General features: G+C 59.1%; 28 protein-coding genes and 1 tRNA gene. 16 read left to right on the forward strand and 13 right to left on the reverse strand.

Annotation, left to right across the window (positions count from 1 at the left end):
• Positions 1-2: 2 nt before the first annotated feature.
• The 8 genes from Q0864_RS08920 (at position 3) to Q0864_RS08955 (ending at position 7,511) form a co-directional block, all read left to right on the forward strand.
• On the forward strand, positions 3-1,208 hold the full coding sequence (locus Q0864_RS08920) for an endonuclease/exonuclease/phosphatase family protein (protein WP_298568208.1): 1,206 nt from the start codon (positions 3-5) through the stop codon (positions 1,206-1,208).
• Positions 1,208-2,002 carry a 3-oxoadipate enol-lactonase gene (gene pcaD, locus Q0864_RS08925; RefSeq protein ID WP_298568829.1) on the forward strand — a complete coding sequence of 265 codons (795 nt, stop codon included), beginning with the start codon at positions 1,208-1,210 and terminating at the stop codon, positions 2,000-2,002. Before Q0864_RS08920 ends, pcaD begins: the two co-directional genes overlap by 1 nt.
• The gene (locus tag Q0864_RS08930; RefSeq protein ID WP_298568211.1) at positions 1,995-2,702 is read left to right on the forward strand and encodes an alpha/beta fold hydrolase; all 708 of its coding nucleotides are present in this window, start codon (positions 1,995-1,997) and stop codon (positions 2,700-2,702) included. The genes pcaD and Q0864_RS08930 overlap by 8 nt, the downstream gene beginning before the upstream one ends.
• Before the next feature lie 9 nt (positions 2,703-2,711).
• Entirely contained in the window at positions 2,712-3,800 is a 1,089-nt protein-coding gene (locus Q0864_RS08935) for a Zn-dependent alcohol dehydrogenase (protein WP_298568214.1), read from the forward strand.
• 124 nt (positions 3,801-3,924) lie between these two features.
• Positions 3,925-4,623: a class I SAM-dependent methyltransferase gene (locus tag Q0864_RS08940; RefSeq protein ID WP_298568217.1), complete on the forward strand. Its 699-nt coding sequence runs from the start codon at positions 3,925-3,927 to the stop codon at positions 4,621-4,623.
• Positions 4,611-5,006, forward strand: coding sequence for a GtrA family protein (locus Q0864_RS08945; RefSeq protein WP_298568220.1), 396 nt, complete (start codon positions 4,611-4,613; stop codon positions 5,004-5,006). The genes Q0864_RS08940 and Q0864_RS08945 overlap by 13 nt, the downstream gene beginning before the upstream one ends.
• A 1-nt stretch (position 5,007) precedes the next feature.
• Positions 5,008-5,976: a glycosyltransferase family 2 protein gene (locus Q0864_RS08950; RefSeq protein WP_298568223.1), complete on the forward strand. Its 969-nt coding sequence runs from the start codon at positions 5,008-5,010 to the stop codon at positions 5,974-5,976.
• Positions 5,973-7,511 carry a hypothetical protein gene (locus Q0864_RS08955; protein WP_298568226.1) on the forward strand — a complete coding sequence of 513 codons (1,539 nt, stop codon included), beginning with the start codon at positions 5,973-5,975 and terminating at the stop codon, positions 7,509-7,511. The genes Q0864_RS08950 and Q0864_RS08955 overlap by 4 nt, the downstream gene beginning before the upstream one ends.
• Positions 7,512-7,582: 71 nt before the next feature.
• Here Q0864_RS08955 and Q0864_RS08960 read toward each other — a convergent pair whose 3' ends face one another.
• Positions 7,583-8,974: a hypothetical protein gene (locus Q0864_RS08960; RefSeq protein ID WP_298568229.1), complete on the reverse strand. Its 1,392-nt coding sequence runs from the start codon at positions 8,972-8,974 to the stop codon at positions 7,583-7,585.
• 396 nt (positions 8,975-9,370) lie between these two features.
• Between Q0864_RS08960 and Q0864_RS08965 the strand changes: the two genes are divergently transcribed.
• Genes Q0864_RS08965 through Q0864_RS08975 form a run of 3 tightly spaced genes read left to right on the forward strand, consistent with a single transcriptional unit; the run spans position 9,371 to position 10,522 of the window.
• Positions 9,371-10,111: a hypothetical protein gene (locus Q0864_RS08965; RefSeq protein WP_298568232.1), complete on the forward strand. Its 741-nt coding sequence runs from the start codon at positions 9,371-9,373 to the stop codon at positions 10,109-10,111.
• Positions 10,108-10,329 (forward strand): hypothetical protein, encoded by a 222-nt coding sequence (locus Q0864_RS08970; RefSeq protein WP_298568235.1) that lies wholly within the window; start codon positions 10,108-10,110, stop codon positions 10,327-10,329. The genes Q0864_RS08965 and Q0864_RS08970 overlap by 4 nt, the downstream gene beginning before the upstream one ends.
• 1 nt (position 10,330) lies before the next feature.
• Positions 10,331-10,522, forward strand: a complete 192-nt coding sequence (locus tag Q0864_RS08975) for a hypothetical protein (protein ID WP_298568238.1) — start codon at positions 10,331-10,333, stop codon at positions 10,520-10,522.
• 137 nt (positions 10,523-10,659) lie between these two features.
• Here the strand turns inward: Q0864_RS08975 and Q0864_RS08980 are convergent.
• The 7 genes from Q0864_RS08980 to Q0864_RS09010 form a co-directional block, all read right to left on the reverse strand.
• Positions 10,660-10,736, reverse strand: a tRNA-Arg gene (locus Q0864_RS08980).
• Between the two features lie 55 nt (positions 10,737-10,791).
• Positions 10,792-10,971, reverse strand: coding sequence for a CTP synthetase (locus Q0864_RS08985; RefSeq protein WP_298568241.1), 180 nt, complete (start codon positions 10,969-10,971; stop codon positions 10,792-10,794).
• A 74-nt stretch (positions 10,972-11,045) separates the two neighbouring features.
• Complete coding sequence (locus tag Q0864_RS08990) at positions 11,046-11,240, reverse strand: CTP synthetase (protein WP_298568244.1); 195 nt, start codon at positions 11,238-11,240, stop codon at positions 11,046-11,048.
• Between the two features lie 46 nt (positions 11,241-11,286).
• Positions 11,287-11,793 (reverse strand): alkylphosphonate utilization protein, encoded by a 507-nt coding sequence (locus tag Q0864_RS08995; RefSeq protein ID WP_298568247.1) that lies wholly within the window; start codon positions 11,791-11,793, stop codon positions 11,287-11,289.
• 100 nt (positions 11,794-11,893) lie between these two features.
• On the reverse strand, positions 11,894-12,736 hold the full coding sequence (locus tag Q0864_RS09000; protein WP_298568249.1) for a DUF4062 domain-containing protein: 843 nt from the start codon (positions 12,734-12,736) through the stop codon (positions 11,894-11,896).
• A 4-nt stretch (positions 12,737-12,740) separates the two neighbouring features.
• Positions 12,741-14,540, reverse strand: coding sequence for a translation elongation factor 4 (gene lepA, locus Q0864_RS09005; RefSeq protein ID WP_298568252.1), 1,800 nt, complete (start codon positions 14,538-14,540; stop codon positions 12,741-12,743).
• Between the two features lie 50 nt (positions 14,541-14,590).
• Positions 14,591-15,046: an Lrp/AsnC family transcriptional regulator gene (locus Q0864_RS09010; protein WP_298568255.1), complete on the reverse strand. Its 456-nt coding sequence runs from the start codon at positions 15,044-15,046 to the stop codon at positions 14,591-14,593.
• A 127-nt stretch (positions 15,047-15,173) separates the two neighbouring features.
• Here Q0864_RS09010 and Q0864_RS09015 point away from each other — a divergent pair, with 127 nt between their 5' ends.
• The 3 genes from Q0864_RS09015 (at position 15,174) to Q0864_RS09025 (ending at position 17,720) form a co-directional block, all read left to right on the forward strand.
• A complete protein-coding gene (locus Q0864_RS09015) occupies positions 15,174-16,223 on the forward strand; it encodes a Glu/Leu/Phe/Val dehydrogenase dimerization domain-containing protein (protein WP_298568258.1) in 1,050 nt (349 codons plus the stop codon).
• A 134-nt stretch (positions 16,224-16,357) separates the two neighbouring features.
• On the forward strand, positions 16,358-17,305 hold the full coding sequence (locus tag Q0864_RS09020) for a 1-phosphofructokinase family hexose kinase (protein WP_298568262.1): 948 nt from the start codon (positions 16,358-16,360) through the stop codon (positions 17,303-17,305).
• Positions 17,306-17,408: 103 nt separating this feature from the next.
• Complete coding sequence (locus Q0864_RS09025) at positions 17,409-17,720, forward strand: hypothetical protein (RefSeq protein WP_298568265.1); 312 nt, start codon at positions 17,409-17,411, stop codon at positions 17,718-17,720.
• On the opposite strand, the gene Q0864_RS09030 is transcribed toward Q0864_RS09025, so the two are convergent.
• A complete protein-coding gene (locus Q0864_RS09030; RefSeq protein ID WP_298568268.1) occupies positions 17,721-18,179 on the reverse strand; it encodes a low molecular weight protein-tyrosine-phosphatase in 459 nt (152 codons plus the stop codon).
• 63 nt (positions 18,180-18,242) lie between these two features.
• The gene (locus tag Q0864_RS09035) at positions 18,243-18,476 is read right to left on the reverse strand and encodes a YdeI/OmpD-associated family protein (RefSeq protein WP_298568271.1); all 234 of its coding nucleotides are present in this window, start codon (positions 18,474-18,476) and stop codon (positions 18,243-18,245) included.
• A 131-nt stretch (positions 18,477-18,607) separates the two neighbouring features.
• On the opposite strand from Q0864_RS09035, the gene Q0864_RS09040 reads away from it, so the two are divergent.
• Positions 18,608-19,258 (forward strand): helix-turn-helix domain-containing protein, encoded by a 651-nt coding sequence (locus tag Q0864_RS09040; protein WP_298568275.1) that lies wholly within the window; start codon positions 18,608-18,610, stop codon positions 19,256-19,258.
• Positions 19,255-19,947 carry an NAD-dependent deacylase gene (locus Q0864_RS09045; RefSeq protein ID WP_298568277.1) on the forward strand — a complete coding sequence of 231 codons (693 nt, stop codon included), beginning with the start codon at positions 19,255-19,257 and terminating at the stop codon, positions 19,945-19,947. The genes Q0864_RS09040 and Q0864_RS09045 overlap by 4 nt, the downstream gene beginning before the upstream one ends.
• A 114-nt stretch (positions 19,948-20,061) precedes the next feature.
• On the opposite strand, the gene Q0864_RS09050 is transcribed toward Q0864_RS09045, so the two are convergent.
• The 3 genes from Q0864_RS09050 to rpmB form a co-directional block, all read right to left on the reverse strand.
• Entirely contained in the window at positions 20,062-20,595 is a 534-nt protein-coding gene (locus Q0864_RS09050; protein ID WP_298568280.1) for a copper chaperone PCu(A)C, read from the reverse strand.
• A gap of 48 nt (positions 20,596-20,643) precedes the next feature.
• The gene (locus Q0864_RS09055; protein ID WP_298568283.1) at positions 20,644-20,991 is read right to left on the reverse strand and encodes a hypothetical protein; all 348 of its coding nucleotides are present in this window, start codon (positions 20,989-20,991) and stop codon (positions 20,644-20,646) included.
• A gap of 130 nt (positions 20,992-21,121) precedes the next feature.
• Positions 21,122-21,409 carry a 50S ribosomal protein L28 gene (gene rpmB / locus Q0864_RS09060; protein ID WP_298568286.1) on the reverse strand — a complete coding sequence of 96 codons (288 nt, stop codon included), beginning with the start codon at positions 21,407-21,409 and terminating at the stop codon, positions 21,122-21,124.
• Positions 21,410-21,529: the final 120 nt, after the last annotated feature.

Consider the following 21,529-nt stretch of genomic DNA (forward strand, 5'->3'; position numbering starts at 1 on the left):
AGATGACCGACTTCACAATCGCCTCGTTTAACGTCAAGAACCTGATTGGCGCCGACCAGGAGTTCTATGAATTCCTGAGCTATACGCCCGAAGAATACGCGTGGAAACGCGACTGGATGGCGGACCAGATGATGTCTCTGGATGCGGATATCATCGGGTTTCAGGAAATCTTCGAAGAAGACGCGTTGCGCGATGTGATCGGCGAGGCGAACAAACGCGCCGCTGCGCTGAATGCCGCGACCATTCCCGATGAAAGCAAACGCTATCACCGCAAGGCGATCTTTCGCAAACTGGCCATTACGGCATGGAACCAGGACCATCTGGCCTTTGCCCCCAATGTCGCTGACAGTGGCCCCGGCGCGCGACGCCCCGGCGTGGCCGTCCTGTCGCGCTTTGGCTTCGTGGGCGATCCTGTTGCCATACAGGATTTGCCTGAACCGCTCACCATTCCGTTTGCCGCACTGCGCGGGCTTGAAGGCGAAGCGGGTCACTACACGCTGACCCGGCTGTCGCGTCCGATCCTGAAGGCCCGGATTCCGGTTGGCGATCAGGTGATCACCTTGTTCAATTGTCACCTCAAATCGAAGCTGGGTGAATTCATCCGCCCGGCGGGTGCAGAATTCGCGCCGGAAGAGGATCTGACGAATTATGACCCGGTGGGCCGCGCCTTGGGGGCAGCACGCGCCGCCATGCGCCGTATGGCCGAAGCTTGGGTCTTGCGCAAATTCATCATCGCTGAACTGCACGCAGGCCACCCGGTTGTCGTATTGGGCGACTTCAACGATGGTGAACACGCCGTCAGCTCCGAGATCGTCTCGGGCGAAGTGCCGTTCAAAAACTACGCCTGGATGCTGCGCCATGACGCGAAGAACGATCGCGACCGCTACTCTGAAAAAGAGAACGAGCGGATCACCCGCGCCGTCGAAGCGGTGCGGCTTCATTCCGCCGAGAAGCTTTTCGTCCGAAAATCCTTGCGCGACATGGTTTACACATCGGCGTTTGGTGGCGTGTTCGAAAGCATCGACCAAATCTATCTGAGCCGCCATTTCCACCCGGACAATCCCAAGCGGATCGCCGACATGACCTATTTCAGCGTCCTGAACGACCACATCACGGATGGCTCGCACCCCGAAGCGCCCTATAACAAACTGGCGTCTGATCATGGGCAGATCATGGCACAACTGAGCCTGCGTGAGGACGAGCCTTGATCATCCTGCCCGACGACGCCGCGCCCGCGTTGCATGTGACCGAAAGCGGTCCGAAAGACGGCCCTGTTGTCGTTTTTGCCCATGCGTTGGGGACGGATCTGACCATGTGGGATGCGATGCTACCGTATCTGCCGGATACCCTTCGCCTTGTCCGGCTGGACATGCGCGGGCACGGCCAAAGCCCCTGCCCCGATGGCCCCTATCCGATGGGGAATCTGGTCGAGGATGCGGCGCGCGCACTGGACCGGTTGGGGGTGAAGGCGTGCGTTTTCGTCGGGCTGTCAATCGGTGGCATTATCGCGCAGGGGCTGGCGGCAGAGCGGTTGGACCTTGTGCGCGGTCTTGTCCTGTCCAACACCGCCACCAAGATCGCAACGCCCGCGATCTGGCGGGACCGTATCGAAGAGGTGCACCGTGGCGGCATTGAAGCGATCGCTGACGCCACGCTAGAGCGCTGGTTTTCACGCGCCACCCTGCGCACCCACCCCGACCGGGTCGCCAACGTCCGCGCGCGCCTGCTGGCCACACCGCTGAAGGGGTATCTTGGCGCAATGGAAGCCATCGCCGAAACCGACCTTTATGAAAGCACGGCCCGTCTGCGATTGCCCACGCTTGTCATCGCCGGGTCCGAGGATGGATCGACCCCGGCAGATCTGGTGCGCGAAACCGCCGGATTGATACCGGGCGCACAGTTCGAGTTGATCCGCGGGACTGGCCACCTGCCACCTGTTGAACGGCCTGAAGAGGTCGCACGCCTTCTGACGACCTTCCTGACCGGGATTGGCCATGTCTGATTTTCTGTTGATCCATGGCACCGGACACGGCGCATGGTGCTGGCGCGACCTGATCGAGGCGCTAGAAGCGCTTGGCCATACCGCGCGCGCCATCGACCTGCCCTGCCATGGCGACGATCAGACGCCTTTGGGCGATGCAACGCTCGACAGCTATGCTGACGCGATCCTTGCCGCGATTGACACCCCGGTTATCCTTGTCGGCCACTCGATGGGCGGCTTTCCGATCACCCAGGCTGCGGTGCGGGAACCTGCAAAGGTCCGCCACCTCGTCTATTTGTGTGCCTATGTGCCCGGCCCCGGCAAAAGCTTGGTCGAGATGCGGCGCGCGTGGCCCGAACAGCCCTTGGCAGACGCGTTCGAGATGTCGGCCGACCAGACCGCCTTTGCCTTCAAGGATGACCTGCTCGAAGGTAAGCTCTATCAAGATTGCCCAGAGGCCGTAGCCTATGCGCGCGCAAACCTGTGCTGGGAGCCTGCGCGCCCGTCGCGAACGCCCGTCTCTGGTCAGCCCAGTTCCCCCGCGACCTACATTCGCTGCACCCGCGACCAAGCGATCCCACCGGCCTATCAAGCCGAGATGGCAAAGGGATGCACGGCCCGGATCGACATCGACACGGGCCATTCGCCCTTTTTTGCCAATCCTGCCGGTTTGGCGCAGCGACTGGACCAGATTGCCAAGACAGCTCGCGCACTGAAATAGGAGCCTGCCATGCAAACGATCAAAGCCGCCATCTGCCACGCGTTCGGGCAGCCCTTGACGGTGGAAGACATCCAGATACGCGCCCCACAGGGCAGCGAGGTCGAAGTGACGATCGACGCCGTTGCAGTCTGCCAGTCCGATATCTCCTATGCCGAAGGCGCTTGGGGCGGCACGCTGCCTGCGGTCTATGGCCACGAGGCCGCAGGCCGGGTCACCGCCACCGGACCCTCCGCCAAGGGGTTTTCGGTTGGCGACCCTGTCGTCGTCACACTGATCCGGTCCTGCCAAAGCTGCCCGACTTGCGCGTCGGGTCACCCGGTCAACTGCACGACCCGATATGACAGCACAAAAGGACCAATCCACACACTCGGGGGCGGCACACTGGACCAAGGTCTGGCAACCGGGGCCTTCGCAGAGAAAGTTGTGGTCGAAGCCGCGCAGCTCGTGAAATTGCCGGACGGGATCGCCCCCGACGTGGCCTGCCTTCTGGGCTGTGGCGTGATCACCGGCGTTGGCGCCGTCGTCAACACAGCGGGGCTCAGGCCCGGTCAGGTGGCTGTTGTCATCGGCGCGGGTGGTGTCGGACTGAATGCCGTTCAGGGCGCGCATCTTGCCGGTGCCGCCCATGTCATTGCCGTCGACATGACGCAAGACAAGCTGGATGGCGCGATGGCGTTCGGCGCGACTGCCGGCATCCTTGCCACCGCCGAGACGCCATGGAAAGCCGCCCGCAAGGCAAGCGGAGGACGCGGGGCGGATGCGGTGTTCGTGACGGTCGGTCAGGTCGCAGCATATGACACTGCACCACGCTATCTTGCGCCGCGCGGCAAGGTCATCGTTGTCGGCATGCCCCATTCCGGCGAAACCGCACGTTATGAGCCGGTTGTGATGGCAGCACTTGGACAGGGTGTTCAGGCCAGCCTGATGGGGGACACGGTGATCAGCCGCGACATCCCCTGGATGGTCGAGCTTTACCAGCAGGGTCGCCTGAAGCTTGATGAACTTGTCTCGGCGCGATGGCGACTGGACCAGATCAACGAGGCCATTGCAGACACGAAATCGGGGGCCGCGCGGCGCAATGTGATCGTGATGCGATAGGCGGACGACGCAGCCGTGGCCCGCCGATCGCACCGCCCAAGCCATTTTACAACACCTGCCCACCGGGATCTGATCCGATCAAGTTTGCACTTGATTGAGGTCTTCCGGCTGCTAGTCAGGAACAATGGATCCAGCAGAATTTGATGAATACGCCAAAGATTACGAGAAGATGCACCTCGACAACATCCGCATTACGGGTGAGGAGCCGAGCTATTTCTCGGACTACAAAATCGACCAGTTGCGCCTGCTCGCCGATAGCTTGGGGCTGCAAAACCCGGACGTAATGGATTTTGGCAGCGGCATCGGAAACTCACTTCCGGGTTTCCGGCGAAATTTTGGCAGCTCGCGGATTGTCTGCGCCGATGTGTCGAGTGAGAGCATTGATCAGGCGCGCAAACTGAATCCGGGCGACGAGGAATATTGCCATATCGACGGCAAGACGATCCCCCTGCCCGATGATCAATTCGACCTTGTCTTCACGGCCTGTGTCTTTCACCACATCCCGCAGAACGAACATGTCCACTGGTTTGAAGAAATCAGGCGGGTGACGCGACCCGGCGGCAAATTGGTGGTGTTTGAACACAATCCGCGCAACCCCCTGACGGTGCATGCGGTCAACACTTGCCCCTTCGATGTGAATGCCCGCCTGATCAAGACTGGCGAGATGCGCAAGACCGTTCGTCAGGCTGGCTGGAAGGATGTGAAGATCGACTATCACATCTTTTTTCCCGCAAAGCTGAAAGCGCTGCGCCCATTGGAAAAACGATTGCGCTGGTGCGGGCTTGGCGCGCAATACATGTGTGTGGCTGAATGTCCGGGCTGAAACGCCTGGGCCGCCAGTTGTCGCGCTATTCCGCGATTGGTGTATTGAATACACTGGTCGGTGGGGCGCTGATTTACCTGGCGCATAATGCCTTCGGACTTGGCGTCATCGTCTCGAACGTGATCGGTTATGGCGCGGGGCTGACGCTGAGCTATTTCGGCAACAAATACTGGACCTTTGGCGACACCACGCGGTCGGCCGTTGCACCCATGATCTTTGCCGCACTTGTCGCGGTGGCGTTTTCGTCGAACCTGGGGATCACCTTCGGCTTGATCGCTGCCGGGCTGTCATTCAATATTGCTCAGTTTTTTGGTATTGTGACCTACAGCGCTATTGTTTTTCTAGGAATGAAATTCCTGTTGTTTTCAGAGCGAAAGAATTGACATGAACACCTCTTCTGCCGCCGCACCCTCGCTTGCCTTCGTGGTGCCGTGTTACAATGAAGGCCTCAGCCTGCCAGAACTGTTGCGCAAGTTGGCCGAGATCGACGACCAATTGGTTGCCGCGGACGCCATTCGCAGCCCTTCGACGATTGTTTTGGTTGACGATGGATCGACCGATGATACGTGGCAGAAGATTTCCGAGGCCACGGCCACGCACAACGTCACCGGCATTCGCCTTTCGCGCAATCACGGCCACCAAGCGGCGCTTTTGGCCGGCCTGATGACCGCCGAGGCCGACGTTATCATCAGCCTTGACGCCGATCTGCAAGACGACCCCGATGCGATCCCAAAGATGCTTGATGCCCATAACCGCGGCGCACAGGTCGTATTCGGTGTCCGATCATCGCGCGACACCGACACGGTTTTCAAACGGCGCACTGCGCGGCTGTATTACGACATTTTGCAGGGTATGGGCATCGACATCGTGCCCGACCATGCCGACTATCGCTTGATGAGCAGCAAGGCAATTGCAACATTGCGCGAGTTCGGCGAGGTCAATCTGTTCTTGCGCGGGTTGGTCAAGAACATCGGTTATCAGACCGAGATCGTGGAATACGACCGATCCGAACGCTTCGCCGGCGAGACGAAATACCCGTTGTCCAAAATGCTTCAGCTTGCGGTCGAGGGCGTGACCTCCTTCTCCACCCGACCTTTGCGCTATGTCACCTGGATCGGGACAATCGTCGCAATGACATCCTTCTTTCTGGCATGTTATTCGATCTTCGCCTGGTGGCGTGGCGGGACAATCCCCGGCTGGACCTCGATCACGGTTCCAACCTTTATGCTTGGCGGGGTTCAGTTGATCGCGCTTGGGATCATCGGCGAATATATTGGCAAGATTTATCTTGAAACGAAGCGCCGCCCGCAATTCATCATCGACGAAATAATCAAGGCCGACGACGCGCCATGACGATGTCTCGTGTTTTGCTGGCCTATCTGTTGGTTGTCGCCGCTGTCACTTTGCCCATTCTGGCAAACCCCTATCTGCCGCTGGTGGACTTGCCCAATCACATTGCCCGCCATTTCATTGCGGCAAATCCTCAAAGCGCGCTGAGCCAGTATTTCGACTATTCCCTCGACCTGACACCGAACTCTGCCGTTGATCTGCTCTGGAGCATCACCGGGCATCCGTTCGGCGCGGTCGCGTTCTCGCATTTCGTCTTTATCACCTATGCGGTGAACCTGGTGGGATCGGCCATGGTTCTTGCGCGTGTGGTGCACGGAAAGTGGTCGATCTGGCCTTTGGCAAGCGGTCTGCTTGTCTACAATGCGACGTTCTTTTGGGGGTTTCAGAATTTCATCTTCACGGTGCCGTTCGCCATTTATGGGCTTGCCCTGTGGCTGTCGTTAGAGGCGCGTTCGAACTGGCTGCGCATCGCGGTGTTCATTCCGCTTAGCTTGCTGTTGTTCTGGATGCACCTTTTTGCGTTCGTGCTTCTGGCCGTGGCTGCACTGGGGCGCGAACTGCAGCGGGTGTTTGAAGCTGGCAAAGCTTGGCCCAAGGCACTTCTTGGCAATATCTCTTTGGGGATCCCATTCCTCATTCCCGCAGCCCTACTGGCCTACGTCATCATCACCGCACCACCCAACCCAGCGGCGACGGCCTCCGATTTCGGCTCCTTCGTGGATCGCTACTATGCGTTGATTTCGCCACTTGGCACGGCGAGTGGTAACGGCGCCACTGGCTTGACGGCGATCGGTGCGTTGGTCTTTGGGGTGCTCCTGTTGACGTTCTATTTCGGGGTGCGACGTGACTCGCCTCATCTGCACTTTGCGCGCCAGATGAAGGGGCCACTTGTTGCCGTCCTGCTGCTGAGTGTCTTCATTCCTTCATCGATCAACGGCGTGGCGCTTGTCCAAATCAGGTTTCCGTTTGTCTTGATGATACTGCTCATCGCGGCGACACGCTGGCAACACGTGCATCAGGGTGCAGCACGCGCCATCACGATCGCGATCAGTGTCGCATTGATCCTTCGCGGGGGCGAGTTTTACCTGAATGCTGCCGATTACAGTCGCGATATCATCACGCTTGAGCGGGTGCTTGAAAAGGTTCCCGCCGGATCACGGATATTGCCTATTCGCTCCGCCGGGAACGAGCGGGATACGCGGCTTTGGCATGCGCAGGCCTACGCAGTTCCGATGGCCGAAAGCTTTGTCCCGACGTTGTTTCAAGGTGTCCATTCCCTTCGACTGAAGCCTGAATGGTCGACGGCGGCGCACCCCGCCGGCATGTCCATCGACCGGCGCCGGGTTCTTGACCCGTCCGGCGGTGTCATTCGGTCGGCAACCGCCAACAGCGCCGCGTTTTGGGCCGATTGGCCAGACAAGTTCACGCATCTGCTGCTTATGGATCCACCGGCCGAGGCATGGCCTGCCAACCCAACCTTGCGCAAAATCGACCAGCAGGGGCGGTTCACGCTGTTTGAGGTTCAGCCAGACGACTGATCCCCACGTCGGCGGCCAGCTCAGTTCTTCGGGGTGTTCTCGACGGGTTGGTTTGATGATTACAGGTGCGGCTAGTTCACCTGAAAGACGTCACCCGTGCGCAAACCTTTTTCAGAGTTGCCGTTCCTGATCCAGATCTTGTTGGCATCAACGCGCGTGACCTTGAATGCGGACAGGTCCATACCTTTTGCGGCCTTCACGATCCTGCCATCCGCAAGCTGTAGCAAAGCCCAGCTTTCATTTCGGGTCTGAAACACACCAATGACGGCCACACGTGACCCGGACCGCGCGGCGACTGCGGTGGCAGCTGCTTCGGTGTTCGCAGGCAAGGGTGCGGCGGCTGGCGTGGGTTGCGCGCTTGGCGGCACCGGGCTTGGTGACACGTCCTTCTGCGCCATGCGGCGTGGGCGCACTGGTGGGCGGGGGGACTGGTGCGGCGCATTAAGCACTTTCAGGGCACTCTCCGCGACCTCAACAGGGGCGGGTTCCATTGCTCTGGCCGCGGCAAGATCTGCAGTGGGTGGCGTGTCGATTGGACGGACATCAACCTCGACCGGCGATAACACTGGCGCATTGGGCAACGCCGCAACGCTCGTCATCGCGGCTGGTGGTTGCACAAGGTCAGCCTTGGCCCCTTGATGGCCCAGTGGTTGAGGCGCGTTGCCCATGATCTTCGGCTGGACGGGCGGCTCTTGCTCAACAGCAACGCGCGGCAGGTTGCGCGGAGGCAACAGCATCGCTTCACGCGACAGAGAGGCGACACGGAAATCAGGCAAAACCAGCGCATTGGGCGCCGGGCTGGTGTGCGGCAGAACATCCAGCAATGTTGCTTGAATGGCCCTTTCTTCAGCCGGCGCGGTAACGGTTTGAGTGACCGCCAAAACGCGGTCGTGGTCCACAAGTTGTTGCCATTTGACCGGGCTGTTGGCCGGCGCCGTCAGTTGCAAAGGCTGCGCTGGCAAAGGGAACAACTCTGCTGTGTTCAGGGTGGCGGAGCCTTCCAAACCGGCCACGACCAACGCTGCGGAAACGCCCCGTTCCACCGTAGGCTGACCCGCGATCATCTCGGGCTCAAAGGCATCACCGGAAGGAAGGGTGACAGGCTCAGCCGCGAAAGCCAGCAACGCAGCTGGGACAGGACCGGGTAAGGCGGCAGCTTCGGCGGAATCTGATGGGGCGTCCTGAGCAATGTCTGCAATGGCCGCCGTGTCCAGCGATTGCACGTCGCCGCCTACGGGCGTCTCACCTTCGTTCACAAGGTTCGGGGCTTTGGCAGGGGGAGTAGGCGCGACAGGGGCCTGTTCATAGGCGGCCAGTTCCGGCACATCCATAAACCCAAGGTCATCGCTGGCGGGCCAAATCATGTTCGACGCCACGATGGACGTTGTCACAAACAGCCCGCCCGCAAACAGGAAGACCGAGAACACCGGTAGCCGCAAACTTGGTGACTGAATCGCTTGCATGGAAAAACCTAAACTTACTAAAAAACACCTGCTCACCTTGATCAACTTCAGGGTTAGTCCACTTGTCAAGGATAGCCGCCTGCCGGTCTTTGGTTTTTGCGGCTGTGTTGCCAAATAGTGGGGGACAAAACTCGCATATCAAGAATATGGTGCCCCACACTCTCCCTCACGACGAACGTGCCTACTCAACCCAAGCATGCGTTCGTGCGGCAAGTGGATTGGTTTTTTCAGCGTGCGGCACAAATTTGGGCGCCGAATTCACCAGAAAGGAGAGCAGCAGCCCTTTTTGGCATCAAAACAGGCCCAAAAGGGTTGTTAGTTTCGCTCAGGCCAGTATGAATTGACCAACAGCAAAGGCTGTTTCTTGATTTGTATTGCTTTGGGGCGCCTTCGCGGATGAAAATAATTCAGAACTCTCATTTGGGGATGGCGCTTTGTGCCGCTTTTGTTGTGTCTGGCTGCGTGAAACCAGACATGGAAGATGACGGACAAGCCGCTGCGCAGGACACGCCGGTGCAGGTCACTGAAACGGCCGCACCCGACGTCCAGCCCGCACAATTCGCGTCGATCGACTATGCAAGCGCCAGCACCGTTCAAGACCTGATTGAATCCCGCAGCGACGAATACGAGAAGCTGACCGTGCAGGCTCGCCAGCAAGGGATGGTCGGGGGTGCGCTACGTGGTGCTCTGATCGGTCTTATCATCGACACCGACCCCGCCCTGATCGCAGGTGGCGCGATTGTCGGCGGTATCATTGGCAGCCATAGCGGGCAACAAGTCGCCTCGAAGCTGATCCTGGAACATAAGAACTATCTGATCCGCCGCTGGTCGCTTGAGCGGGTGCTGGCCTCTGTCAAGACTGACAGCAAGGACACGCGCTTTGACCTGATGCTTTCGGACACGCTTGTGAAGACCGCACAGAAAAGTCAGGCAGCACCGGTGGCCAAGGCTGATCTTGCCAAGCTGACCACGTTCAAAACCCATGCGGTTTCAAGGGCGCTGGCGCTGCGGGAAATTCTTCCGATCTATGATGAAAACCCTGTGGCGAAGCAGGCTCTGAAAACCGAGCTTGATCGCCAGATGGCCATGATTTCTCAGTTCGAGCAGAACCTGAACACACTGGAAACGCTCACATGATCAAGACAGATTTTCCACGTTTCTTGCGCCCCGCCATTCTGGGGTGTGCCGTCGCATTCACCTCGGCCTGTGCACAAAGCATCGTGCCGGAAGACCCCTGTGCGGCTGCCGACCGGCCCATTGAATTGGGTAACCTTTTGGAGAATAGCCTGACGGACAGCTACGAGGCCTGCCTGGCCATCGTGCGCGATCAGGCCGTCACGGCGTTGGAGAAGTAGGTTGCGCAGATCCCTTGTGCTGTTGAGTTTCTGTGCTGCCCTCGCGTCCTGCGGGATGCCCGATACATACGCGTCGAATGCCGAGCCCTGCGTTGAAGAGATCTGCGAAACCATGCGCGAAGACCTACAGGACAGGAACTGGCTGTATCGCTGGTATTATTTCCTGACCTATCCGTTCCTGCACAGCCGCTGACCAAAGCCGCCAAAGCGTCCCTGCTTTTGCGATGATCCGCTTCTACCAGTCGGACCCCAAGGATCACGGCAACAGTCTTGCGCAGGCAAGCTTTCGAAACCCGTTCCCACGATTGGTTCTTGTTTGTCGGCAGAAGATGGCGATCCCTGAAGGACTCGAACCCTCAACCTGCTGATTAGAAGTCAGCTGCTCTATCCAGTTGAGCTAAGGGACCGCACGCCGAAGCCTTACCCCCGGCGCACGCCTCGTTTCAACCTCAAATCGACCGATCAGCCGTTGATCTGCTTGGCCACGATCCACGAAACCGGCAATGCCACGGCAAAACCCGCGACGGCGGCGTAGATGATCGGCTGGGCGGTATCCATACCGACGGTCAGGGCCGCGACGATGAAAATCCCGGCGAGCGTTGCGCCGAGCAGGATATAGATGACGGCGGCGAGACGGAACATGGCATTCTCCTTCGATACATTCGCGAATACGCACGTGTTGTGGACCCGGCACGCCCGCGCCTCTTTGATCTGGATCAGTCGCCGATCATTGCTTTTGCGACAAAGTAGCTCACCGGCAGCCCGACCACGAACCCGACACCCGCCGCGCCCAGCAAAGGCCACAGGCCGGACACGCCGTTGACCAGCGCGACCACCACCAGAACCGAGGCCAGCGTGGACCCGATGATCCCGTAAAATGTCATGACGATCTTTAAAAGCGATGAACGCATCAGGGGCCTCCTTGCCCGGCGACATAGCCGACAGACCTTGCCCTGCCTACTTCTTCTTCACGAACTGCGTCAGTATGACAATGCGCTGCCCTTCGACGCGCCCCTCGATATGCTCGGGGTTGTCGGCCACAAGGCTGATCCCGCGCACGGCCGTGCCGCGTTTCGCCGTGAACCCTGCGCCCTTCACGGGCAGGTCCTTGATCAACACCACGTTGTCGCCTTGGTTCAACGTTGCCCCGTTGGCATCCTTGTGCTGGGACGCGGCGGCCTGATTGTCGACCCACGCCTGCGTGTCCTCGTCCAGATACACCTGATCCAGCAAATCCTGCGCCCAAGGCGCGGCAATCCGCTTCAACATCCGCACAGACACCACCTGAACCGCCGCATCCTCGGACCACATCGAGGACGCAAGCCCTCGCCAATGGTTCGCCTCGGGCGTGCCGTCGATCTGAGCGGCGCAGGTGGCACAAAGATCAACCGCCGCGCCCTCGAGCCCGCCGGGAACAGGGAAACTGGATAGAGGGGCGTCTGAAGCGCAGAAGGGGCAGGTCATGGGGGCTCCGGGGTTGGGTGGGAGGTAAAGTTAGAAAGGTCGAGCCCAAATGTGTTTTACGCGTTCTGTCGCAAACAGAAGCAATTACACAATAATCAGGCTACTTTACGGAATTCCGCTCAATTGCTTCATAGCCTTCATGTGTTACAAAAAAAACACCTGAACCAAGTGAGCGTTCTTCTATCAATGAGTAATCGCTAAGTTTTTCTACCGCGGCTCTCCACCTAGCGTCTTCCCTACCAACCCCATCGGTTTTGATTTGGAAGTCTCCTCCAAAATATGAAGAACCACCTAAATTATCTCTTTTTCCCACAATGCCGTTTCCGTCGACAGCCCCTTTTAGTAATTGAACCGCTTCTTCGGGGAATGAAACCGTCTTCAATCCAGCTTCGACCTCTTCGGATATAGCCTCAAATCGCGCAATAATCTCTTTAACGTGCGTGTTTTCATGCAATGTATGACGTAGGTGCCGGGTGAATTTTCGCTCCAATTCCCCTGAAGTGGAAAAACTATCAAATAGCCCTTGCGACTTGCACCACTCTTTGAATTGAACCAGAAGACTCCACTGTTCCTGATCTAAAGCATCTGGTGCGACAGGTTTGGTGCAAAAGTAGATGATCGCAGGCTTTCCTGAGTCGATATGACGTTTGATTTCTTCGACAGTTCCGCTGATTTCATTCTTCGTCGGGCTTCCTAACCGTGTCCAAAAAATTCCAACTAGGATATCTGAACGATCCACAATTCGTTCATTGATTTGCTCTTGCGCTGGAACACCCATATCCGGCGACGCATGCGTGTCCCATCCAATAGGCAGAAGAACTAAACCACTGTGAAATGAATCTGTATAATTCCATTGATAAACGATGTCTCGAACTAACTGCCGCTCATCCTCTACATCAGAAGGCGAAGCAATCATTACGGGTAGAACCTTGGCATTATACATGCGCTTAATCGTCCATCTTCAAAGCACTAATAAACGCTTCCTGCGGGATATCCACTTTCCCGAATTGACGCATTTTCTTCTTACCGGCCTTCTGCTTCTCCAGCAGTTTCTTCTTCCGGGTCGCGTCGCCGCCGTAGCATTTCGCGGTCACGTCTTTGCGCAGCGCGGACAGCGTCTCGCGTGCGATGACTTTGCCGCCAATCGCCGCTTGGATCGGGATTTTGAACATGTGGCGGGGGATCAGGTCTTTCAGTTTTTCAACCATCGCGCGGCCACGCATTTCGGCGCGGTCGCGGTGAACCATGGTGGACAGCGCGTCGACGGGTTCGTCATTCACAAGGATCGACATCTTGACCAGATTGTCCTCGCGATAGCCCAGCATTTGATAATCAAACGATGCGTAACCCTTTGTTACGGATTTCAGACGATCATAGAAGTCGAACACAACTTCATTCAGCGGGAGGTCATAGACAACCATCGCGCGCGACCCGGCATAGGTCAGGTCCAGCTGGATGCCCCGGCGGTCCTGACACAGTTTCAGCACGTCGCCCAGGTATTCGTCGGGCACAAGGATCGTCGCCTTGATGCGCGGCTCTTCCAGGTGATCGACCGTTGACAGGTCGGGCATGTCGGCGGGGTTGTGCAGTTCGAATTGCGTGCCGTCGCGCATATAGATGTGATAGATCACGCTGGGCGCGGTGGTGATCAGCTCGATATCATATTCACGTTCGATCCGGTCGCGGATCACTTCAAGGTGCAAAAGGCCCAGAAAGCCACAACGGAAGCCAAAGCCCAGCGCGGCCGAGGTCTCCATCTCATAGCTGAAAGACGCGTCGTTCAGGGCCAGCTTTTCGATGCTGTCGCGCAGGTCTTCAAACTCCGCCGCATCCACGGGGAACAGGCCACAGAACACAACGGGTTGCGCAGGTTTGAAGCCCGGCAACGCATCGGTGGTGCCCTTCTTCTCATGCGTGATCGTGTCACCCACCCGCGTATCCCGCACCTGCTTGATCGAGGCGGTCAGGAAGCCGATTTCGCCCGGCCCCAGCTCGTCAATCGGGACCATCTGGGGGGTGAACACGCCGATCCGATCCACCGGATAAACGGCGTTGGTCGAGATCATGCGAATACGCTCGCCCTTTTTCAGCTTGCCGTCGATCACGCGGATCAGGACGATCACGCCAAGATAGGCATCATACCAGCTGTCCACCAGCATCGCCTTCAGCGGCGCGTCGGCGTCGCCTTTGGGTGCCGGCAGATGCTGCACAATCGCCTCGAGCGTTTCGTGGATGCCCTGTCCGGTTTTGGCCGACACTTGAATGGCGCCCGAGGCGTCGATGCCGATCACATCCTCGATCTGCTCCGCCACGCGGTCACAATCGGATGCGGGCAAGTCGATCTTGTTCAGGATCGGCACAATCTCATGATCCGCGTCGATGGCCTGATACACATTGGCCAGCGTCTGCGCCTCGACCCCTTGGGTCGAGTCCACAACCAGCAGCGAGCCTTCGACAGCACGCATTGAGCGGCTGACCTCATAGGCGAAATCAACGTGGCCCGGGGTGTCGATCAGGTTCAGGACATATGTCTCGCCATCATCCGCGGTGTAGTTGATCCGAACCGTGTTGGCCTTGATGGTAATCCCGCGCTCCCGCTCAATATCCATACTGTCGAGCATCTGCTCTTTCATATCCCGCAAAGAAACGGTGTTCGTCTCCTGAATCAGGCGGTCAGCAAGCGTGGATTTCCCGTGGTCGATATGCGCGACGATCGAGAAATTGCGGATATGTTTAAGGTCAGTCATGTGCGGGATATGAGGGGGAAATGCAGGGCAGTCAAGCAAATCAAGCGGCGTTACCCCACCGGCAGCACGTTCCTTCGCACCATCGTTCTGAGCGTGAAGCTGGACCGCATGCGGCTGATCCCGGCGACCCGCATCAGACGGTCCTCCATGAAACGGTCGAACGCGGTCAGATCGGCGACGACAACGCGCAGAAGGATGTCACGGTTGCCAGTCATCAGATGGCATTCCATCACCTCATCCATCCGCGACACCGCCTGTTCGAAACGGATCAGCGCATCGCGGTTTTGGCTTTCCAGTTCGACCGAGATAAACACCGACACAGGCAAGCCCAGCTTGGCCTGATCGACCCGCGCGCCATAGCCAGTGATGACGCCCGCATCCTCCAACGCGGCAACCCGGCGGGCGCAGGGGGTGGGCGACAGGCCGACGGTCTCGGCAAGGTCACCAAGCTTTTGGCGGCCGTTCTTTTGTAAGGCGGCAATGATGCGGCGGTCGGTGGAGTCCATAAGATTTCTCTCGCATATCATCTCGCGACTTAGTTTTATCACTAATTCTTGCTGAAGACACGCCGAAAATAGGTGATTATTCGACATTGACCCAGAGTAAAGTCGCGCGAAACGATGGGAGGACATCATGAACATCACCCCAGTGGCTTCCGCCACCCATGAAGAAGTGTACCGTGTCGAAGACGCCGACAGCGGTTTGATCGGCTTTATCGCCATTCACTCGACCACACTTGGCCCCGCCGCTGGTGGTCTGCGGATGCGCCCATATGACAGCGAAGAGGCAGCCCTGACCGATGCGCTGCGCCTGTCCGAGGGGATGACATACAAGAACGCCGCCGCGGGTCTGCGCCTGGGCGGGGGCAAAGCCGTGATCATGGGCGATCCCGCAACCTTGAAGACGCCTGCGCTTTTGCACGCTTTCGGACGCGCGGTTGATGCTTGCGAGGGCCGGTATTGGACCGCTGAGGATATGGGCATGAGCCCCTCGGATATGGCCGAGCTTGCAAAGGAAACGCGCTATGTTGCTGGACTGGCGGATGGGGCGTTTGCTTCGGGCGATCCGTCGCCCATCACCGCGCGGGGCATTTTCAACGCGATCTGTCGCGTCGCGTTGCATCAGTTTGGTGACGCAGACCTGACCGGCCGCACCGTTTCAGTTCAGGGCTTGGGCAATGTGGGTTGGAATCTGTGCGGGTTGCTGACCGAAGCCGGTGCAAGCCTGATCGTCACCGACATTGACGCGGACCGTGTTGCCAAAGCGCAAACGACCTTCGGCGCGAAGGCTGTTGGGTTGGACGACATCTATGCTGTGGCCGCCGACATCTTCGCGCCCTGCGCTATAGGTGGCATCTTGAACGCGGACACGATCCCGCAATTGCGTGTGAAGGCCGTGGCCGGCGGGGCAAACAACCAGTTGGCCACGCATGCAGACGCCGACCTTCTGGCGAAGCGCGGCATTCTGTATGCGCCCGATTTCGTGGCCAATGGGGGTGGCATCATTAACGTCGCCACCGAGGTACTGAAAATCGAAGGCCGCGTTGCGTGGGTTGCCAAGAAGCTCGTCGCGCTGGATGAGACAATGGAAGCGATCCTGACCGAAGCGGAAAAGCAAGGCGTCAGCCCTGCCGCCATCGCACAGGACGTGGTTGCAAAAACCATCAAGGCCCGCGCCGCCTGATCTGCCTTCAAAACCATTGACGCGGGCACAAACGGCACCTTCGTGTCGTCGCTTGTGCCCGCAGGTTTTTAGGCGCCATTGCCGAAGCAGCTATTGGCGGCTACGTTAGCGCCACCAAAGCGCAAGGCGACCCTATGCCCAACATCCTGACGATCACATTGAACCCGGCATTGGACATGTCGACCAGCGTCGATGCCGTAAGACCTGAGGACAAGCTGCGGTGCAGTGCGCCGGTGCTGGACCCCGGCGGGGGGGGCACCAATGTGGCGCGCGCCATTCGGCGTTTGGGTGGGGATGCGACGGCGTTTGTTGCTCTGGCTGGCTTTCGGGGGCAACAGCTCGCCGCCTTGCTTGAGGCCGAAGGTGTGCCTGCCTTGCCTTTTCTGCTGCCCGGTGAAACCCGCCTGTCGCTTGCGGTCTCTGACCGCGCGGCCAAGACGCAATACAGGTTCGTCATGCCGGGCCCGAGCTGGGATGACGATACCAGTGACGAGCTGATCAACGAGCTGAACCGTGCCGTTCGCCCCGGCATGCATGTCGTGTTGTCGGGTTCGCAACCGCCGGGTTTGCCCAACGATCTTCCGGCGCAACTGACCCAATTGACCCAATCGAAGGGTGCTTGGCTCACGCTGGACACATCTGGCCCCGCGTTGGAATCGCTCTGGGACAATACGAAAGCAGTGCCCGATGTGTTGCGACTGGACGGTGCGGAGAGCGAGGTTCTGGCCGGCCATCCTTTGGCGTCGATCGACGCGGTCGCAGACTTTGCGCGCGCTCTGGTGGCCAGCCGGAAAGCCGCCACGGTGGTGTTGGCGCTTGGCCCGAAGGGTTCAGTCCTGGCGACAAAAGGGCTGACGCTTCACGCGGTGACACCAGAGGTGCCTGTGGTCAGCAAGGTCGGTGCGGGCGACAGTTTTGTCGGTGCCTTCACCATGACACGCGCGACGGGTGGCGACTGGTCGGATGCATTGCGCCTTGGGGTAGCGGCGGCAAGTGCCGCTGTAATGAGCGCCGCCACCGACCTGTGCCGCCCCGCGGATGTGTATGACCTTCTGCCCAAGGTCACGATCACGAAGCTTTGAGCGCTTACGGAAATTGCATCCCGCGTGAAGTCACTGTATTCTGTTCGTGAGATGGGCGCTAAGACCCGTCGCCATCGAGGCAGCTTTTTAACGAGGACAAGAGATGAAACGACTGCTTCTCGCCTTTGCATTTGCGTCTACCCTTATGCCCGCGCAGGCTGCTTTCGCCGGCGGTTCCATCGAGCGTGCCTGTTTGCGCGCCGACCGACCGAACGCGACGCGGTCGCTTTGCAATTGCATTCAGAATGTTGCCGAAGCGATGCTGACCAATTCTGAGCAATCGAAGGTCGCCAAGTTCTTTTCGGAACCCCATCGCAGTCAGGTTACACGGCAATCCGACCGTGGCACGGACGAAAAATTCTGGAAAAAATACAAGAAGTTCGGGAAGGTCGTCGGGCAATACTGCACGCGCTGATCAGACCGTCAGCATGTCGATAAGCCCTTCGGAAGCTGCCTCGACCAGATCAAGCGTTTCGTCGAAATTGCGCGTATAGTAAGGGTCTGGCACTTGATCCAGACCGGATTTTGGCGCGAATTCCGTGAAGACGACGACCCGCGTGTTCGATCCTGTCGGGCGCAGGCGTTCGATCTCGCGAAGGTTATTGTCGTCCATGCAGATGATCAGCTCAAACCGGTCGAAATCTGCCTGTTCAAACTGGCGCGCGCGCAACGCCGACAGGTCATAGCCGCGCGCCTTTGCTGCGTGTTGCATGGGACCGTAGGGCGGTTCGCCCACATGCCAGTCCGACGTCCCGGCGCTGTCGACTCTCACATCAAGCGCGGGGTTTCCGTGCGCCATTGTGCGAAAAACCGCTTCGGCGGACGGCGAGCGGCATATGTTGCCCAGGCAAACGAAAAGGATGCTTTGTGTCATGCCTCTTTCATAAGATGCCAGACACGGCACGTCACCCGGAAATCCCCGGTCCGCGCCCGCCCGTCAGGGACCATCGCCGCGCCGCCACTGCATCTTCATATATAGCTGCCCCCCTTTCAGTTCCTCCAGCATCTGAGCCACCCGTTTTTCGCGTGTCTCAGGCCGCTTGGCGCGGGCGATCCAGCTAAGATAGTCGTTGCGCTGATACGGAGGGCGCGCGTCATACGCCGCACGCAACCCGGCGCTATCAAGACGGTCCCTGATGTCGTGTGGCATGGGAACAATGGGGCGTTTCAAGACCATCCCTAAACGTCTCATGCGTTGCGATCCGCAGTCAAGTCAGCCAAAGGAGGCGAAGACGGGCGCACCTTCGCCAATTGCCCGAACCACCCCTTGCAAACGCCTGCTGTCACCGTCACAAGCGCGCCATGTCTCGTGCTAAACCTTACTCCATGTCCTGCCCGATATCGCTGTCGCTTGATCTGCTTGGCAACAGGTGGGGGCTGCATATCTTGCGTGAATTGCATGCGGGTCCTGCCAGCTTTGGTCAGATCAAGACCGGGCTGCCCGGTATCGCGTCCAACATCCTGTCCGCGCGTCTGGTCGAACTTTGCGACGCAGGACTGATCCGCAAGTCCGAACGGATCTACACCCTGACCGACAAGGGGCTTTCGACACGGGCGATCTTGTTTGAATTGGCCCGGTTCGGGCGCGTGCTGCCTGTGCCAATGGCTCCGTCTGATCCCGAAGGCATCGCCCATCATGCGGTCATTCTGGCCGGCGCGATAGAACGCGCCGCCGGGCCGCTTGACGACATCCGCGCCCAGATCGACCTGAACGGCACCCCTTTTTCGCTGACGGTGGCAGGCGGTCGGGCGGCGTTGCAAACCGGCGAGATGCCGTTGGCGCCCGTGCGCCTTGCCTTCGACTGGTCGGATGTAGAGGCCGTGGCCAACGGAGATCTCCGCGTGGCCGCCTTCGCCGCAGAACGCGAAATCACCGCCGAGGACCCTCTCAAGGTCGCTGCCCTTCTGGACCTGCTTCAAAAGGCACTCGATATTTATGGGGGGTTCAAGTGAGCCACGTCGTCATACTGACGGGTGCCGGGATATCGGCCGAAAGTGGCTTGGGCACGTTTCGCGACAAAGACGGGCTGTGGACCAAATATGACCTGAACGACGTCGCCACACCCGAGGGCTTCGCCCGCAACCCGGCGCTGGTCCACGATTTCTATAATGCCCGTCGAGCCAATTGCCTGCAGGCCCGCCCGAACGCGGCACACATCGCATTGGCACGACTTCAAACCCTGCACGCGGGGCGCGTCACCCTTGTTACGCAAAACGTTGATGACCTGCATGAACGCGCCGGCGCGCGGGGCGTCATTCACATGCATGGCTCGCTTTTGGGTGCGCTTTGCGCCGCGTGCGATCATCGGTGGGCGGCGCCAGCTGAAATGTCTCCGACCGCGACCTGCCCGGCCTGTTACACCGCAGCCACCCGCCCGGATATCGTGTGGTTCGGCGAAATGCCCTATAACATGGAGGTCATTGATCAGGCGCTGACACAGGCGGATCTGTTCGTGGCGATCGGCACCTCTGGGAAAGTCTACCCGGCGGCCAGCTTCGTGTCCGAAGCGCGCGCCATGGGTGTCGAGACATTGGAGTTGAACCTGGAACCCTCGTCGCAAGCAGGCACCTTCGATGACGCACGGTTCGGTCCTGCGACCCATTTGGTCCCCGAATGGGTGGACAGCATGTTACGCGCTTGATCCCAGATCGTGGTGTGACCGCACCAACGCGGTGCGGTCAACCGGGGTGACGAAGCCCCAGACGGGCATGGGGTGGGCCGGGGACGCATTCACCGCCCGCCCCACGCCCAACCCTTAGTTGGTTTTGGCCGCGCCTTGGTTCATCTGACCATTGCCCATATTGCTATGGTCCATCTTGCCGTTCTGCATGCCGTCGCCCATCATCGGGTTGCGGTTCAGATCGACGGGGATCTCGACGGTCATCTCGCCTGACTTTTCAAACACGAGCGTGACGCTGATGGTTGATCCGTCTTCGAAAGGTTGGTTCAGGCCCATGAACATCACGTGGTCGCCACCGCGTTGGAGCGCATGCATGCCGCCGGCTGCAACCGGGAAGCCTTCTTCGACTTCCATCATCTGCATGACGCCCTCGGCGTTTTCTTTGTGCGTATGCAGCTCGACCCGTTTGGCGACATCCGACTTGGCAGCGACAAGCCGGTCGTCTTCAGTGCCGTGGTTCATGATCTGGAAGAAGGCAGCACCGGCCATGGCCTTGGGGCCAGAGGCACGTGCATAGGCGTCCTCGATCATGATCATGCCTTCTGCGAAAGCGGGCAAGGCGAACAGGGCAGCCGCACCAGCGGCCAGAATGGTTTTCATAGGGGACATTTCAGTATCCTTTGGTCCGAAAAAAGAAGTGGTCTGAGGTGAAGTGGATCAGACCAGCGCCGGGGGACCACGGGCTGAAGGCGTCAGTTCGGTGCGCCCGACATGGGCCAGAACCTGCATCGGGACGATATGAGAGACGATCCGCAATTCGGGTCTGTCGAAGGTGGGAACACTAAACTCAGCGGCGAAAATCTGCGCGCCATCCGGGCACAGATGCACCGATTCGATGGGTTCGCCATCCGGGCCGACGGACAGGGTCGTCATTCCGACGCCTGTGCAGATCACCATTTCGATCGCAGCGCCGACATCGGGGCTGCTGCCACGGGCTTGCGCCAGCGAAAAGCTGGTCACGGTCAGCAGAAGCGCCAAAACATATGCTGCGAACGCACGGATCATCCATCAAGAGCTATGCTGCTTTTCCGACCAGCACAAGCGACAAAAGGTAACAGGCCCCAGCCATGCGAAAACCGCCCGAAGCGGCAAGCCTCGGGCGGTCAAAAACCGGTCAATCCGGGACGCAAGGGGCTTAGGCGGTGGCCTGAGCCTTTGCGATTTCTTTTTTGATTTTCAGCGCGTTGTCCGACAGCTCAGGGCCTTTTGCCTTGGCCAGGAAAGCGTCCAATCCGCCACGGTGATCTACCGTGCGCAGGGCTGCTGCTGAAATACGCAATTTGAACGCGCGACCCAGTGCTTCGGACTGAAGCGTCACATCGTTCAGGTTGGGCAGAAACCGGCGGCGGGTTCTGTTTTTGGCGTGGCTGACATTGTTGCCAGTCATCGGGCCTTTTCCGGTCAATTCGCAAACGCGCGACATGGTTTCTTCCTTGCTCTCTCGGGCCAGATTGGTGAGGTGTTCTGCGCGCCCTCGCGCCGCTCACGTCCAGCCGGTCAATACAAACGGGCGCCGCAGTGGCAGCGCCCCAAATTCCGTCCG

It is taken from the genome of uncultured Aliiroseovarius sp. (genome assembly GCF_947497285.1).
Taxonomy (GTDB): domain Bacteria; phylum Pseudomonadota; class Alphaproteobacteria; order Rhodobacterales; family Rhodobacteraceae; genus Aliiroseovarius.